The organism is Chitinophaga sp. (genome assembly GCF_035538455.1).
In the GTDB taxonomy this organism is placed as follows: Bacteria; Bacteroidota; Bacteroidia; order Chitinophagales; family Chitinophagaceae; genus Chitinophaga.
This window is the reverse complement of record NZ_DATLKJ010000151.1, coordinates 15,216-31,222: the sequence shown is the minus strand read 5'-3', so window position 1 is coordinate 31,222 and position 16,007 is coordinate 15,216. Positions and strand designations below refer to the sequence as shown.

The 16,007-nt window shown below is 46.6% G+C and carries 13 protein-coding genes; 8 read left to right on the top strand and 5 right to left on the bottom strand.

Going from position 1 to position 16,007, the window contains the following annotated elements:
* The first annotated feature begins 9 nt into the window (after nt 1–9).
* From VM802_RS17835 to VM802_RS17820, 4 genes are read left to right on the top strand one after another with little or no spacing between them, the layout of a single operon-like run.
* Nucleotides 10–930 (top strand): transglutaminase domain-containing protein, encoded by a 921-nt coding sequence (locus tag VM802_RS17835; RefSeq protein WP_325532974.1) that lies wholly within the window; start codon nt 10–12, stop codon nt 928–930.
* A 17-nt stretch (nt 931–947) separates the two neighbouring features.
* Nucleotides 948–2,801, top strand: coding sequence for a chloride channel protein (locus VM802_RS17830; RefSeq protein ID WP_325532972.1), 1,854 nt, complete (start codon nt 948–950; stop codon nt 2,799–2,801).
* A gap of 27 nt (nt 2,802–2,828) precedes the next feature.
* A complete protein-coding gene (locus tag VM802_RS17825; RefSeq protein WP_325532970.1) occupies nt 2,829–3,434 on the top strand; it encodes an NAD(P)H-dependent oxidoreductase in 606 nt (201 codons plus the stop codon).
* A 4-nt stretch (nt 3,435–3,438) separates the two neighbouring features.
* Nucleotides 3,439–5,325 carry a monovalent cation:proton antiporter-2 (CPA2) family protein gene (locus VM802_RS17820; protein ID WP_325532968.1) on the top strand — a complete coding sequence of 629 codons (1,887 nt, stop codon included), beginning with the start codon at nt 3,439–3,441 and terminating at the stop codon, nt 5,323–5,325.
* A 1-nt stretch (nt 5,326) separates the two neighbouring features.
* On the opposite strand, the gene VM802_RS17815 is transcribed toward VM802_RS17820, so the two are convergent.
* The 3 genes from VM802_RS17815 to VM802_RS17805 form a co-directional block, all read right to left on the bottom strand.
* Complete coding sequence (locus VM802_RS17815) at nt 5,327–5,578, bottom strand: hypothetical protein (protein WP_325532966.1); 252 nt, start codon at nt 5,576–5,578, stop codon at nt 5,327–5,329.
* Nucleotides 5,579–5,602: 24 nt separating this feature from the next.
* The gene (locus tag VM802_RS17810; RefSeq protein ID WP_325532964.1) at nt 5,603–5,848 is read right to left on the bottom strand and encodes a hypothetical protein; all 246 of its coding nucleotides are present in this window, start codon (nt 5,846–5,848) and stop codon (nt 5,603–5,605) included.
* 156 nt (nt 5,849–6,004) lie between these two features.
* Nucleotides 6,005–7,192: a DUF5009 domain-containing protein gene (locus VM802_RS17805; protein ID WP_325532962.1), complete on the bottom strand. Its 1,188-nt coding sequence runs from the start codon at nt 7,190–7,192 to the stop codon at nt 6,005–6,007.
* 89 nt (nt 7,193–7,281) lie between these two features.
* Between VM802_RS17805 and VM802_RS17800 the strand changes: the two genes are divergently transcribed.
* The 4 genes from VM802_RS17800 to VM802_RS17785 all read left to right on the top strand — a co-directional run bounded on the left by VM802_RS17800 (nt 7,282) and on the right by VM802_RS17785 (nt 12,254).
* Nucleotides 7,282–9,330, top strand: a complete 2,049-nt coding sequence (locus tag VM802_RS17800) for a M13 family metallopeptidase (protein WP_325532960.1) — start codon at nt 7,282–7,284, stop codon at nt 9,328–9,330.
* Nucleotides 9,331–9,626: 296 nt separating this feature from the next.
* Nucleotides 9,627–10,031: a GxxExxY protein gene (locus tag VM802_RS17795; RefSeq protein ID WP_325532958.1), complete on the top strand. Its 405-nt coding sequence runs from the start codon at nt 9,627–9,629 to the stop codon at nt 10,029–10,031.
* Nucleotides 10,000–11,166, top strand: a complete 1,167-nt coding sequence (locus tag VM802_RS17790; RefSeq protein WP_325532956.1) for a carbohydrate-binding family 9-like protein — start codon at nt 10,000–10,002, stop codon at nt 11,164–11,166. The genes VM802_RS17795 and VM802_RS17790 overlap by 32 nt, the downstream gene beginning before the upstream one ends.
* A 5-nt stretch (nt 11,167–11,171) precedes the next feature.
* Nucleotides 11,172–12,254, top strand: coding sequence for a family 10 glycosylhydrolase (locus VM802_RS17785; RefSeq protein ID WP_325532954.1), 1,083 nt, complete (start codon nt 11,172–11,174; stop codon nt 12,252–12,254).
* A gap of 134 nt (nt 12,255–12,388) precedes the next feature.
* On the opposite strand, the gene VM802_RS17780 is transcribed toward VM802_RS17785, so the two are convergent.
* On the bottom strand, nt 12,389–14,677 hold the full coding sequence (locus tag VM802_RS17780) for a GH92 family glycosyl hydrolase (RefSeq protein WP_325532952.1): 2,289 nt from the start codon (nt 14,675–14,677) through the stop codon (nt 12,389–12,391).
* A gap of 60 nt (nt 14,678–14,737) precedes the next feature.
* Nucleotides 14,738–15,952 carry a glycosyltransferase family 87 protein gene (locus VM802_RS17775; RefSeq protein WP_325532950.1) on the bottom strand — a complete coding sequence of 405 codons (1,215 nt, stop codon included), beginning with the start codon at nt 15,950–15,952 and terminating at the stop codon, nt 14,738–14,740.
* Between the last annotated feature and the right edge of the window lie 55 nt (nt 15,953–16,007).

The window sequence follows — 16,007 nt, the reverse complement described above, 5'->3', positions numbered from 1 at the left end:
TTTGCTTTCTTGCATAGCGTAATGGCCATTGATGAAAGTAAATATTCGGCGCCTCTAAAAATACTGTTGAATGTATTGGGCCTGCTCACCATAGTGATGCTGGCGCCATATATCAACCGTTTCATTCCGCCCATCGTTGCCGGCGGGTGGCATATTGACCTGGCAATATCCGTGATCGCCTGCCTCCTGCTGGTATACCTGTTACGCTGGGTATTCAGGCCACTCATCATTCCCATGTTCCTGATGGTATGCGCCATACTACTGATCAACCGGTTTGCAGACCGCTACACCTTCTCCAATGTAATGAACGATTATAAAGGTATGGTACAGGGCAACTGGGGCGCTAAAGACAGCAAGCAACTGGACATCCTCAGTCTATACCCCAGGAGAGTGGAAAGCTACCGCGATAAAACAGTAAGAGGTATACGCGAAAAAATCAACTACCAGGATTCCGTAGTCCGCAATTTCTCCGTGAAACATTCCCTCGACTATTTTGATGAATACTTTTACAAGTACGGAAAGATCACCCGCTTCCTTTCTCTCTTCCGTTATATTAACAGTCATTTCAAATATGTACTGGACTCTCGGCGAGACGAATACTTTGCCACACCCCAGGAGACGATACAAAATGGACTCGGCGGCGACTGTGATGACCACTCCCTCCTTATGACTTCCTGTATGCAATCTATTGGTGCTCGCTGCCGTATCGTACTCATTAAAGGACATGCATACCCGGAATTGTATTGCGGCGACAAAAATGATTTTGAGATCATGAAACAGGCTATTGTAACACTCTTCCCTAAACCAATGGTGAAAGAGATCTACTACCACGAACTGAAAGGTGAATACTGGATCAATCTCGACTATACTGCACGTCACCCTGGCGGGCCTTACATGAACGATAAAGTATATGCATTGATTGAACTGTGATTCACTAAATTTGCTTCATGAGTCAGTTTACCCGCATCAGAAAATATCATAGCTTTTTCCGGTTTAAGAGAGATTTCGAGCAGTACAGCATGAGGAAAGCCAGAAGCTATGAATTGATCATTCACTGGCTGCACAGCAAACTTAACAGGAATCAGTTCCTGCTGCTATCGGGTATACTGGTGGGATGCGCCGCAGGACTGGCCGGTGTGATTCTCAAAACGCTGGTACATTACATTCACTACGTTATTACCTACAAAGTTCATTTCAGTACCCAGGTCATTTTCTATATTGTTTTCCCGTTCCTCGGTATTGTGCTCACTACACTCATGGTAGTACTGTTCTTCAAAGGGCAGTCCAGGAAAGGCATACCGGCCATTTTGCACGAGATTGCACTAAACTCCAGTTTTATCCCACCGGTAAAAATGTATTCGCAGGTATTGCAGAGTGCCATCACAGTGGGGCTGGGAGGTTCCGCAGGACTTGAAAGCCCCATCGCAGTGACGGGCGCCGCGCTCGGCTCCAACTATGCGCGTACCTATCACCTGGGCTACAAGGAACGCACGCTATTATTGGCTGCAGGCGCCACAGCTGGCATCGCAGCAGCATTCAATGCACCCATCGCCGGGATGATGTTCGCTTTTGAAATCCTGCTCACCGGCGTAGTATTTTCAGACTTCATGCCGCTGATAGTGGCTGCAGTATGCGGAAGCCTGCTATCCAAAATCATTTTACAGGAAGAGGTGTTATTTCATTTTGAATCACGCATGCCATTCAATTATCACAACCTTCCTTTTTATATAGCGTTGGGATTACTTTGCGGACTATACGCCCGTTACTTTGTGGTACTGTCGCAGAAAGTAGAGCACTTCTTCAAACATTTGCAATGGAACGCTTTGCACAAGGCTATGCTGGGCGGCGTATTGGTATCAGCGCTTTGCGTGATGATGCCGCCGCTGTTCGGCGAAGGGTACAGCAGCGTGAAAGCCCTGGCCGGCGGTAGCGGTGAAGAAATTCTACAGAACAGCTTCTTCCGTTATCTGCCACTGCAAAGCTGGATGATACTGGTATTCACAGGTTGTGTGTGTCTGTTGAAAGCATTCGCCACTTCCATTACCATACAGAGCGGAGGCAATGGTGGTAACTTTGCACCCTCACTGTTTGCAGGGGGCTTTCTCGGTTACTTTTTTGCCATCCTCTGCTCACAACTCGGTATTGATGATGTACCAGTGACCAATCTTGTAATCGTAGGTATGGCAGGCGTGATGGCCGGTGTAATGTATGCACCACTCACTGCTATCTTCCTGATCGCAGAATCGAGCTCAGGCTATGATCTCTTTATACCCCTGATGATCGTTGCCACCATCTCCTACCTGATAGCAAAATGGTTTTCTCCCATTTCTCCCGAAATCAAAGAACTGGCGAAAGAAGGGAAAGTATTCACCAGAGAACATGACAAAAACATACTGCTGCTCATGAAAATGAATGACCTTGTTGAAACGGATGTCCAACAGATCAGCATTGATGCCAGCCTCCGCCAGCTGATAGACGTAGTAAAAGAGGGTAATCGCAACATCATAGCTGTGATGGATCAGCAACAACTATTTCAGGGCATCGTTACCCTGGACGATATACGGCCCATTATGTTCAACCCGGAACTCTATGATAGCATTACTGTGAAGAAACTGATGAAAGCACCGCCGGCTGTAGTTTCCTTGAAGAACAACATCAACCAGGTGATCAAGATATTTGATGAAGTGAATGTGTGGACATTACCAGTAGTGCAGGACAAAAAATTGGTGGGCTTCATTTCAAAATCAAGCATTCTTAATAAATACAGGTTATTACTGCAGGAGTATTCCAACGCAGAATAATCAGATGATTTGTAACTGATTCATCTCATGGCTAGAATTTTGATCAATTTTGCACATCCCGCTCTGGAAAAATCCAGGATGCAGCGGGAATTGCTGGCAATGGTAAAAGGAATGCAGGGCATTACCTTCAATGACCTCTATGAACGCTATCCGGATCTGGACATCGATGTGAACCGCGAGCAGGAGCTGCTGGAGAAGCACGATGTTATTCTGATGCAGCATCCCTTTTACTGGTACAGCGCACCCGCCATTGTGAAACAGTGGACGGACCTTGTGTTGGAACATGGCTGGGCCTATGGCCACCAGGGCAAGGCACTCGAAGGCAAGTACTTCACCAATATCATTTCCACCGGCGCTTCGGAAAGCGCCTATCACGAAACCGGCATACACCGTTTCACCATACGTCAATTTCTCACGCCATTTATCCAGACAGCCGTACTATGTAACATGGAGTACATTTCCCCCTATGTGATTTATGGCGTGCACAGGATGGACATTAGTGATATTAAAGAAGCCGCACAGGAATACCGCCGTGTGCTGGAAGGCCTGCGCGACGATAAGTTTGAGCCTTCGGCATTATTGCAGGTACCGAACATGAACCAGATTCTTCAACTTCCTTCACCAACCCAATAATCTTATGGATCAGCATTCCTTACTTTTTCAGTCGATGGTATACCTGGCCGCCGCTATTGTGTTTGTGCCACTGGCCAAGAAAATGGGATTGGGCGCCGTGTTGGGCTATCTGATAGCGGGTGTCATCATAGGCCCGTCTGTAGCAGGATTGATAGGCAACGGAGGAGAAGATATTATGCACTTCGCGGAATTTGGTGTGGTGATGATGTTATTCCTGATAGGTATTGAGTTGGAACCCGCGCTGCTATGGCGTTTGCGATCCTCTATCCTGGGGCTGGGTGGTTTGCAGGTTATAGTGAGTGCCGCCGCGATTGCTGCTATCTCTTATTGGACAGGGCAACCGCTGAAAGCATCCCTCGCATTGGGGATGATATTGTCATTGTCTTCAACCGCAATTGTGCTGCAAACGCTAAATGAAAAAGGATGGATGGGAACAACAGCCGGGCAGAGCGCCTTCTCTGTACTGCTGTTCCAGGATATTGCCGTCATCCCGATGCTGGCTATTTTTCCGCTGCTGGCTGTTTCCGGTATTGCTGTACCAGGATCGCACAGCACCTCCCTTCGTGATGGATTACCAGGATGGGGACAAACACTGGTGGTGCTGGCCGCTGTGTGTGTGATCATAATTGCCGGGAGGTATGTCGTGAATCCGCTGATGCGTGTCATCGCGCGTACCCGTGTCCGTGAGTTATTCACTGCTACGGCGTTGTTGATAGTGGTGGCTATTGCAGTGCTCATGAACCTTGTGGGGCTCAGCTCCGCACTGGGCGCATTTCTTGGCGGTGTAGTGTTAGCCAATAGTGAATACAGGCACGAGCTGGAAAGCGATATTGAGCCGTTCAAAGGTTTGCTGCTGGGACTTTTCTTCATAGCAGTAGGCGCCTCTATAGATTTCAGGCTGATCATGCAGCAACCCTGGCTCATTGCCGGTATTGTAATAGCATTAATGATTGTAAAGGCATTGATATTACTAGGTCTGGGGAAAATATTCAGGATGAGCACAGACCAGAACCTGCTGTTTGCACTGGCCCTTTCTGACATCGGGGAATTTGCATTTGTACTGTTGTCTTTCAGTACCCAATCGCATATACTTGATGAACATACAACCGCCATGCTCACCGCCGTGGTGGCCATCAGCATGGCGCTTACCCCGCTCATTATGCTCCTATATGAAAAAGTGTTGCAGCCCAGGTATACACGCACAGCTCCCGGAAATGAAAGGCACGCTGACGAAATCAATGAAAAGAATCCGGTGATCATTGCAGGCTTTGGTCGTTTTGGCAGCATGACTGGGCGCTTCCTGCGGGCGAATGGTATCGCATGTACAATCCTGGATCTTGACTCCGACCGGGTGGATGCCTTGCACAACCTGGGTATCAAAGTATATTACGGTGATGCCTCCCGTTACGACCTGCTGGCTGCCGCCGGCGCCAAAGACGCTAAAATGCTGATAGTAGCCACAGACAATAGCGACCAGACACGCGAAATAGTAAACATCGCCAAACGCTACTTTCCTCACCTGCAATTGCTCGTAAGAGCACAGCAGATAGAGGATACCTTTGACCTGATGGACCTCGGCGTACTGCACATCTACCGCGAAACAGTAGACACCTCACTACGTATGGGGGCAGACGCATTGACCATGCTCGGCATCCGGGCCTATCACAGCCATCGCGCTGCTCGCACTTTCCTCCGCCAGGACGAAAAAAGCCTCAAAGGCCTATCCGCCCTCCGCGACGATAAGAAAGAATTCCTCAATATCATGAAAGAACGCGTGGAAGAAATGGAGAAACTGATCGCTTCAGACAAAGTGAAAACATGGCTTGATGAAGGCCAGGGCTGGGATGCAGCATCCATCCGCGATGAAGTAAGAGGCGAAAAGGAAAACTGAGTTATTGTATATGGGCAACGATCAGCTCTGCAACATGATGCAGTAAAGCCACATCTACAGACTTTGAATGTTCGTGCAAGGGGTTGTCTTTCACTGCGCGCACGTAGCCTTCTTCATCAGGCTCAAAAGTAATTTCGTGCTCCTCCACCGTCACTTTATATACGGTTTTATATTGGCTGGAAACGGCATGCACATCCAGGATATGTGGATGGCCTTTATATTCAAATTTAAGAGTAAAAGTATCCGCAGACATTCTTCACAATCGTTGCGCAGCCCGTTATATTTCGTTATCAGCTTCATGCTGCTGATGATAAAAACGTTTTATCCTGTCTTTTTCATCGCGGGAAAGCTGATGGATAAACCACAGGGAAAAATAAGCAAGACCACTGATGATAAATATGTATCCGATAAAACCAAGGGTATGAAACACTTTAAACCACACCCAGTCATTGATTAAAGCATACTGCGCTAAGATAGCTAAAATCACACCTGTGACGGTTAAAATAATTGCAATTTTTTTCATCAGGGTCATATTTTGGGATAAAAAGATTAAGTACCAGTTGATGTGCCTCAAACCAAATGCCACCGAAATATCTACGTATAACAACCGGGGTAGGATGTTGCTCACGTAGATAATTTTCTACATTACGTTACTATAACGTAGCAGGGGGGAATATTGTTACAACTGAAGGCGAATACCAATTTTATTTAATCCTTTTACGAGCAGCAGCATGATCACCGCAAAGAACATGCACCAGATGATTCCCGGCAACCCCTCTCCCAGCAAAGCTGGGAGCTGTATGCCCGCAACCATCATCCCAAAATAAACAATATCAGGAAGTATATAGGTGAGTAGTGGATTAGATCCCGCCGGTTTGAAGAAAGTAGTCCATCCAGTAACTTTTTTTATATCTGTAAGAAAATATAAAACAGCAAACACCACCACGCATATGGCTGCACTGAACAAACACCAACTGGGGGTAGCGTGTATTTTTGAGATCTTGTACTCAGGCCGCAGGAATACGCCGAACAACAGCAACATACTAAAAAAGCCCGTTACCCGGCTCACTAATCTGCTTCCTTTCAATCCCAGTTCCTCATCAAAATAAAACAATGACAATACCATCCCACACAATACAATAGCCGTATGCGCTGCATTACCAGCTTGCGACCCCAGCCAGCTCCATTCACCGTGATGTATAAACGGCTGCTGACACAAAATATAATAACCGATACATACAGCTATCATTAAAAAATAAGCACTGACAACACCTTTAAACAGCTGATAAATAATGCAGCTGTAAAGGTAAGCCCAACCGATAAGTCCCAGGATACCCCACCACTGCGGTGTAAGGCGCATCGTCCCATCTTCTCCGCCGCGGTAAATCCATCCAAGTATCAGCAACCCCACTATACCGCCACCTTTGAAACACCAGCTGATCCACGGCTGCTGAAATTTATAGACATTCCACACCAGTACAACACATATGTAAAACAACAACGCCCAGCATGCTGCACTGATTCCCGTTGCTTCGCTATTGAGATCAGAAGTGTTTACCATAAACACCCCTAATACCAGCAGCCCTATTGTTCGCCAGGCGATATGCCTTTGTAATTGAAAGAAACTGTCGCCCTTTGTTAGTCTGCTATTGATCGCAAAAGGAATAGACATACCCACAATAAAAAGGAATGCAGGAAATACCACATCCACAAATGTCATCCTGTCTTCATCAGCATGGGCATGCTGCATCCAGGATGGAATTCCTTTTACTCCAGCCACACTGTTTACAAATATCATTACAAGGATGGTGATACCACGGAAGGCGTCAATGGATAGTATGCGGTTACGGGTAAGTTGATTGATCATAGAATAACCGTCGGATTGATAAGCGGCTCATCAAAATAGCTAAATTTAACTACCTTTCCTACCTACTAATCAACAACCTGGATAATTTTATGAGAAAAAATCTCTTTACCTGCATGGGGATTGCCGGCTTAGCCACGCTCATGGCGTGTAACCAGGGCCAGCGAACAGCCGATGCCAGCCAATCTACTGCAGATATTCTCGCAGCAAACGTCGACAGTACTGTGAACCCCGCACAGGATTTCTTTGAATTTGCCAATGGCGGTTGGATCAAACGCAACCCCATACCTCCTGAATACAGCTCATGGAGCGTCGCTAACCTGGTACAGGAAGAATTATATAAAAGATTACGCACTATCAATGAGCAGGCCATAGAAAAACCTACAGACGATATTTCCAGGAAAATAGCTGCATTCTGGAAAAGCGGGATGGACTCCGCAGCCATTAACGCTGCCGGCATACAACCCATTGCAGATCAGCTGAAGGCCATCGATGCTGCTACCACGCCACAGCAACTGCTACAGATTGCCGCCGAACAGAATATTTTTACCGGCGCCCTGTGCAATGTGGGAGTAGGTCAGGATGCTAAGAACAGCGATGCAATGGCATTGCAGTTCTATCAGGGAGGGCTGGGCCTGCCTGATCGTGATTACTACTTCAACACCGACGCCCGTACCACCAAAATACGCGAAGCCTATCCGGCGCATGTAGCTAAAATGCTGCAATTCACCGGCCTGGATAGCACCAGCGCCAAAGCCGCTGCCCAAGCAGTTGTACAACTGGAAACCCAACTCGCCAAATCGAGCCGCAAACTGGAAGCCCTGCGCGATCCTGAAGCCAATTACCACAAGATGCCCGTAACCGCGCTGACCAAAATCGCCGGCAACATCGACTGGCCTGCCTTCATTAAACAACAGGGAATCACATCATTTGCAGATACAATAATCGTAGGACAACCGGAATTTTATACCACGCTGAGTAACGCTATAAAATCGCAGCCGCTGGATGCCTGGAAAAGTTATCTCAAATGGCACCTGATCAATAGCAGCGCATCTCAACTCAGTGATAGTATTGCCAATACCGACTTCACATTTTATGGTACCCTGCTCAGAGGCCAGGAAAAGCAGAAGCCTCGTTGGAAACGCGTACTGGATGCTGAAGAAGGAGTTATGGGTGAAGCACTCGGACAACTGTTCGTAAAAGAGTTCTTCAATGCCAATGCTAAACAGCGATATGAAAAGCTAGTGGAAGACATTCGTGGCGCACTGAAAACACGTATCGAAAACCTCACCTGGATGAGTGACAGCACTAAACAGAAAGCACTGTATAAACTGTCGAAGATCACCAAGAAAGTAGGCTATCCCGATAAGTGGAAAGATTTCTCCGCTATGCAGATCAAAGACCAGTCTTACTTCGCCAATGTCACTGCAGCACGCAAATGGTGGCATCAGTACAATGTGAGTAAACTCGGTAAGCCAGTAGACCGCACCGAATGGGAAATGACGCCGCAAACATATAACGCTTACTATAACCCCAGCAACAACGAGATCGTATTGCCGGCCGGTATATTCACCGTTCCGGGCAAACGCGATGAAGAACTGGACGATGCATTGGTATATGGCTATGCCGGCGCTTCCACCATTGGTCATGAAATCACACACGGTTTCGATGACGAAGGCCGCCAGTTTGATGCTACCGGCAACCTGAAAAGCTGGTGGACCAAAGATGATGAAACCAAGTTCAATCAGCGTGCTGCCGTTATGGTAAAACAATTCGACGGGTACGTAGTGGTAGACAGCCTGCATATCAATGGTAAGGCCACCCTAGGTGAAAACATCGCCGACCTCGGCGGTATCCTGCTGGGCTGGGATGCTTTCCAACATACTGAACAATTCAAAAAAGGAGAGAAGATCGCTGGCTATACACCTGCTCAGCGCTACTTTATGGGCTACTCCCTCGGATGGCTGAGCCACACCAAGAAGCAGGAACTCGCCAGAAGAGTATTGACTGACGTACACTCTCCCGCCAAATTCAGGGTGAATGGGCCATTCAGTGATGTAGACGCATTCTACCAGGTATATGGCGTAAAATCAGGAGATGGTATGTGGAGAGCTGATAGTTTGAGGGTACGGATTTGGTAATGGAAATTAACGTCAATATTGTCTGAACTGTGATTTCTTTATGATTACAATGATTCTGCTGATGTAGGAAGATCAAATAGAATAATCGTCTTTTAAACTTTATCTTCATCCTGATTAACAAAATTTGAAGTTGTAACTTTATTTTTTGTTAATCAGGATTTTTGTTTAATTTCGATACATAATTTCAATGACGCTTGTCATTATCCATTGAATTGTTTGTTAGCCGTCACTCGGCGCTTATCGTTATCCATTTATTTATCTATTTATTTTGTTGTTTGATTAACCAACCCAATACAATGATCAATGATCGTTATGCCTACTCGTCTCTGACCAGTAAGATAATTGGCTGCGCCATGAACGTACACAATATACTGGGTAATGGCTTTCAGGAGGTAATTTACCAGCGGGCACTGGCTATTGAATTTACTGAGCACGGAATCCCATTTGAAAGAGAAAAAGAAATACCTGTATTCTATAAAACCCTGCATGTAGGAACCCGAAGGGTAGACTTCCTGGTTGATGAAGTCATTTGCGTTGAGCTAAAAGCAATAATTAAAACAGAAGATGCACATCTTGCCCAAACAATTAACTATCTTGAGGCATTTAACCTGGAGGTCGGGTTATTAATCAACTTTGGAGCCAGAAGCCTGGAATTTAAACGTGTCAACAATGCAAAATTTTATAAGAAGCCTCTTTCATAAAAAAAATCTTAATCATCATCATCTATCCCTCAGGATAATCAAAAAAATCACAAAAATCACAGTCCAGACAATTATACTATTAACTATCCTCAGTCCGCTTTCAGCACAGACTTTCTCAGAGTCCTTTCTGCCATTTAAGGGCACGCCCCGCCATTATATTTGTTACCGTGCCGCAGACAGCATCGTCATAGATGGTAAACCAGATGAGGCCAGCTGGAATATGGTGGCATGGAGCGAAGATTTCAAAGATATTGAAGGGGATGCCAGGCCCGCGCCATCCTTGCGCACCCGCCTGAAAATGCTATGGGACGATAACTACCTCTACATAGCCGCCACTATGCAGGAGCCACATGTATGGGGCACCTTGCAGCAACATGACGCCATCATCTTCCATGACAACGACTTTGAAGTATTTATTGACCCAGACGGAGATACACATCAATATTTCGAAATTGAGATCAATGCATTAAATACCGTAATGGACCTCTTTATGCAAAAGCCATACAGGAACGGTGGTACAGCTATGCTTAACTGGGACGTCAAGGGACTACGTACAGCCGTTAGCGTTAACGGCACTATCAATCAGGCTTCAGACAAAGACAGTTCCTGGACAGTAGAAATGGCCATTCCATTCAGTGCGTTGCGCTTCTTTAATGACCCCCAACATCCCGCCGACAGCGCTATATGGCGTATTAATTTCTCCAGGGTGGAATGGGATACCGATATCCGCAACGGTAGGTATGTAAAGCAGCAGCGTCCGGAACACAACTGGGTGTGGTCACCGCAGGATATTATCAACATGCATGCACCGGAAAGATGGGGCTATCTCTGGTTCACTACACAAACTGCCGGCAACGGAAACGTCATATTTAATGTACCTGCTACTGAGGATGCCAAACGATACCTATGGGACATCTATCATCGACAGCAACAGTACAAACGCGCCCACGGACGGTTTGCATCTACACCGAAAGAGCTGGGTGTAACTCCGGAAATCAGCGCCGGAAATAATAAAGTATATCATCTTAATATAGAGGGTACCTCTTCGCAGTATGAGGCCATCATCAACGGCAGTACCTTTAAAGGCAGTATCCATCTGAATCAGGAGGGACGCATTTATTCAGAAAGAAAATAACGGACATGGATAAACGTAATTTTATTAAAACCCTGGGCATAAGCGGCCTTGCACTGGCCCAGGCACCATTGTCGGCAGCAGCCGCAACGGGCAAGGCTTCACCGCGACTGGAGAAAATAGTAGCAAAGCACAGAGTATGGATCAATCCTGATCCGAAAGAAACAAAAGACGTATTGGAGAAACGTTACGCATCCTACCAGAAAGCAGGTATAGGGGATATTTTCTTTGAAGCAGACAGCGAAGTACACTTCAGAGCCGCCAGGGCTAATGGAATCAAGGCTCACCGCTGGATCTGGACAATGAACCGCGGTGAAAAGGAACTGCTGAAAAGCCATCCGGAATGGTACGCCAAAAACAGAAAAGGGGAGTCCTGCGCCGATCATCCCCCTTATGTGGATTACTACCGGTGGCTGTGTCCTTCCAAACCTGAAGTGGTAAACTATCTCCGGGAGCAGGTGGAACAGGCACTCACAAAAGACTACGTAGATGGTATCCATCTGGATTATGTACGCTTCTGCGATGTGATATTGCCCGTCAACCTCTGGAGTCACTATGGCATCGATCAGTCAAAAGAGTTACCGGAATACGATTTTTGTTATTGTGATCAATGCCGCAGTAACTATAAATCACAATACGGGAAAGATCCGCTTGACATGGAACACCCCGACCAAAGCCCATCCTGGCGCAAGTTCCGATATGACCGTATCACCAATGTGGTCAACAACATCGCACAGGTAGCCGCCAAACATAAAAAACCGATTTCAGCAGCGGTGTTTCCCACACCGGAAATAGCCAGGCGCATTGTGCGGCAGGATTGGACCAACTGGCCACTGAATGCTGTTTGTCCGATGATCTATCATGGATTTTATAAAGAACCGGTAGCCTGGATCGGCGATGCCGTTGCAGAAGGCGTCAAAGCACTTCACGGCGCATTTCCACTGTATGCCGGCCTCTTTCTGCCTGATTTCCACAGTGACTATAATGCTTTGAGAGAAGCCATATCACTGGCATTAAAGAACGGTGCCGCAGGGGTATCTATCTTTGGTAGCGTAACTCCGGAAGTGCTCCAGACGTTGGCCTCCGTATAAAAGAAAAAGTCAGCAGATCACCGCATTCATGATATAAAGAGACCGCCCTGACAGTTATTTGTCAGGGCGGTCTCTTTATATATTTCGCTATATCACAATCATCTGCCTCATCACGCAAATCTCAATACTGATAATTATAATACATTGGAGGGTCTGTCTGTAGTAGCTTTACCAAAGTTGTATTCAGGCTTGCTACCCATTTTCACAACCAGGGTACCCCCTTTCATAATATCATCATGGGTGATGAAACTTTTCGTATATGGTTTACCGTTAAGTGTAATGCGCTGGATGTAGATATTCTCTTTGCTGTTGTCGATTGTTTGCACAGTGAACGTTTTACCGTCCTTGAGCTTCAGTGTGGCTTTGTCAAACAGCGGGCTGCCGAATACATAAACACCATTTGCAGGGTTTACAGGATAAAAGCCCAGTGAAGAGAAAACATACCAGGAAGACATAGCACCGCAGTCTTCATTACCAGCAAGGCCTTCAGGCTGATCGAAATAGAAATCTTTCATGACCTGCCTTACCTTTTCAGCAGTTTTCCATTGGTTACCGGCGAAGGTATACATATAGGTAACATGGTGACTCGGTTCATTACCATGTGCATACATGCCTATCAGGCCGGAGATGTCACTGGAGGCCTGTGCACCCATATCCCCCTTGGCGGTGAAGAGGCTGTCGAGCTTACGGGTGAAGGCTTCGTCGCCGCCCATCAGATTTACGAGTCCTTCTACATCCTGCGGCACCAGCCAGGTGTATTGCCAGCCATTTCCTTCCGTGAAATCACCTTTTTCATGGATGGAGTTGAAAGGATCATAAGGTGTTTTGAAACTGCCGTCACTCATACGCGGACGTACGAAGCGGATGGTACTGTCGAAGTAATTCTTGTAGTAGCCGGCGCGCTTTTTATAATATTCGTAGTCCTGCTGTTTGCCCATTTTCTTAGCCATAGCAGCAATACACCAGTCATCTATCGCATACTCCAACGCCTTCGAAACAGATTCATACTCTTTATCAGCGGGGATATAACCTCGTTCTTTTACGTATTTCACACCGAGGTCATCACGGGTGGAAGAGGCTTTCATTGCAGCAAAAGCATCTTCAGCATTAAAACCCGTGAAGCCTTTCAGGTAGGCATCCACGATAGTAGGTACTGCGTGATACCCTACCATGCAATTGGTTTCACTGCCCATCAGCGGCCATATAGGCAATTTACCCTGCTGCTTGTGAATAGCGATCATGGAATTCACGAAGCTGTTTACCTTTTCAGGGTGAAGAATGGTACTGAGTGGTGCACAGGAGCGATAGATATCCCAGAGAGAGAAAACAGAGTAATTGTCGAAGCCCGGGTTGGGATATGCTTTTTTATCAGTTCCGCGATAACTGCCATCATGATCATTGAAGAGCGCAGGAGCTATCATAGTATGATACAGCGCAGTATAAAATACTTTGCGGGCAACTTCATCTTTTGTTTCGATGTTTACTTTGGCCAGTTCCTTATCCCACTTGCCATTAGCGGCATTCACTACTTGTTTGAAATCCCAGCCGGGAATCTCTGCCTTTATATTAGCCAGTGCATTCTCACTGCTCACCGGGGAGATGCCTACTTTCAGCATAACCTGTCCGGGAGATTTGTCGAATGCGATAACACCCTTTGCAGCTTTGGCTTTCAGTGATTTCCCGTCTTTCTGTTCATCTCCTTCAAAAACCAGGAACTGTTTTACAGGTACCGAAGATTTAATCGCAAACCAGAGGCGCTGATCTTCTGACCATCCTTTGGAGAAGCGGTATCCTTCGAGCGTATATTCATCTACCTGGCGTATAAATGTCTCTACCGGCGCATCCCAGCCGATCCCTTCTTTGAGGTCGATGATGATGTTTGCCTGTTGATTTTTCGGGAAAGTATATTTATGAAATGCTACTCTTTCTGATGCTGTCAGTTCTACCTGAACATTATGATCGTCAAGGTGCACGGAGTAGTAGCCTGGGCGGGCGGTCTCGCGGGCATGTGAATAGTGGGAACCGTACCCGGCGGCAGGATTTTCCTGTGTGCCGCGCTGGGTCCTTATTTTACCGGTATAAGGCATGATGAGCACGTCGCCAAGATCACCGATGCCGGTGCCACTGAGATGTGTCTGTGAAAAACCAATTACAACACTGTCTGAATAATGATAACCGGAGCACCAGTCCCACCCTTTAACGATATTGGTAGGTCCTGCCTGCACAGCGCCGTAGGGAACGCTGGCGCCAACAAAAACGTGTCCGTGGCCTCCGGAGCCAATGTACGGATCTACCGAAGCAACTGCTTTACTTTCTACAAAGCCAGGCGTAACAATCTGTTTCTTCTGCGCATGTGCCGGCAAGCCTCCGAGCATTGCGGCAGACAACGCGAAGGCACTGCCAATCTTGAATCGCGATTTCATAATCAAAAACCTTTAAACAGGCAATATACGCGGTCAAGACAACTTTTCCCAGCCATTTTTTTATAAGTGGCCGGCAGTTTGTAGCACTGGTACCGGCTGAACAGGCGGCAACTTCTGCAGGAGGAATTTCTTCGACAAGATCTCGTAAACAATCCTTAACCACAAAACCAGGCAGGGTAGGGCTTTTAAGGCATAGGGCACTGCCAGGTTCTTCCTTACCCACGGAGTTACCACATCGGAATGTGAGAAACTCACCAACAGTATAGAGAAAAACAGGAATATGTTGGTCCACTTTGTAACCGGCTGCTGAATCACATACCAGATACAGATAGCCGGGATAGCAATGATGTACGTAGGTGATTCAGAACTTGAGCTGAACAACACCGGGAACATCAGAACAGAACATAACAGGTATAGGCGATAACGGGAGTTATAACGATATTTCAACATGATATACTGCGACAGGAACAACACCACCGCCGGTACCAATATTGCAAGACTGCTCAGATTAGGGAGGCGGAATACCCTTTTGATAAATCCTCCGGCCGATAGATCCTGGAAAGTAACATTGGTGCGCAGGTTCAGGCTGTTTTTATGAACAATGGCAGCATACCATTCGTAATAAGAATTAATAATAAACTGGGGAGATGATATCACCATCGGCAATGCAAATAGCACCGCGCCCCACAGGAATAACCCGCCAATAAAGCGTTTCGGATTACTGCTAAAGAAAATGAATGCCAATCCCACAATACCGTAAAACTTCGTAAGCGTACCTAACACAACAAAGAACGCCGCCCACAGATCCCGTCCTTTAAGAATAGACGTAAAAGTAAGGATGATGAATGCCCCTATAAACTGATTCAACTGAAACCAGCCACTGGACCCCATCAGCTCCTGACTGCACAGCAGCAGGATGATGTTCTGCTGAACTCTTGTAAGTGGCAACTCCCTGATGGCATAGTACAACGCCGCGGCTCCCGCAAGTGCCCAGAGCAACGCCCCGAGCTTCGTTTCCAGGCCGGCAAACGGTGCGATCATAATGCTGAATACCGGCCCGTACAGGTTTACATCGTAATAATCTGCCGGATATTCCACATACAACGACTGCTGGTGCAGCACATGGAAAAAAACATTCTTGAAGATGAGAAAATTGTTATAGTTATCTCTCGAAATCTCCATAATCGCGCCCAGAAAGGCTAAACCAAACCATAAAAACAGAATCAGCCACTCTTTTTCTCCCAAGTAAGTCAGCACATTCCTTTTTTCACGCATATACTAAAAATATCTGTCAGGTTAAACGGTGTATACCCTACTATAACGCAGGAAC

What these genes read in the sequence shown, in the direction of transcription:
- VM802_RS17820 (WP_325532968.1), top strand. Translation starts at nt 3,439, where the DNA reads ATGGATCAGCATTCCTTACTTTTTCAGTCGATGGTATACCTGGCCGCC.
- VM802_RS17785 (WP_325532954.1), top strand. Translation starts at nt 11,172, where the DNA reads ATGGATAAACGTAATTTTATTAAAACCCTGGGCATAAGCGGCCTTGCA.
- VM802_RS17815 (WP_325532966.1), bottom strand. Translation starts at nt 5,578, where the DNA reads ATGTCTGCGGATACTTTTACTCTTAAATTTGAATATAAAGGCCATCCA.
- VM802_RS17775 (WP_325532950.1), bottom strand. Translation starts at nt 15,952, where the DNA reads ATGCGTGAAAAAAGGAATGTGCTGACTTACTTGGGAGAAAAAGAGTGG.
- VM802_RS17795 (WP_325532958.1), top strand. Translation starts at nt 9,627, where the DNA reads ATGATCAATGATCGTTATGCCTACTCGTCTCTGACCAGTAAGATAATT.
- VM802_RS17830 (WP_325532972.1), top strand. Translation starts at nt 948, where the DNA reads ATGAGTCAGTTTACCCGCATCAGAAAATATCATAGCTTTTTCCGGTTT.
- VM802_RS17810 (WP_325532964.1), bottom strand. Translation starts at nt 5,848, where the DNA reads ATGAAAAAAATTGCAATTATTTTAACCGTCACAGGTGTGATTTTAGCT.
- VM802_RS17790 (WP_325532956.1), top strand. Translation starts at nt 10,000, where the DNA reads ATGCAAAATTTTATAAGAAGCCTCTTTCATAAAAAAAATCTTAATCAT.
- VM802_RS17780 (WP_325532952.1), bottom strand. Translation starts at nt 14,677, where the DNA reads ATGAAATCGCGATTCAAGATTGGCAGTGCCTTCGCGTTGTCTGCCGCA.
- VM802_RS17800 (WP_325532960.1), top strand. Translation starts at nt 7,282, where the DNA reads ATGAGAAAAAATCTCTTTACCTGCATGGGGATTGCCGGCTTAGCCACG.
- VM802_RS17825 (WP_325532970.1), top strand. Translation starts at nt 2,829, where the DNA reads ATGGCTAGAATTTTGATCAATTTTGCACATCCCGCTCTGGAAAAATCC.
- VM802_RS17805 (WP_325532962.1), bottom strand. Translation starts at nt 7,192, where the DNA reads ATGATCAATCAACTTACCCGTAACCGCATACTATCCATTGACGCCTTC.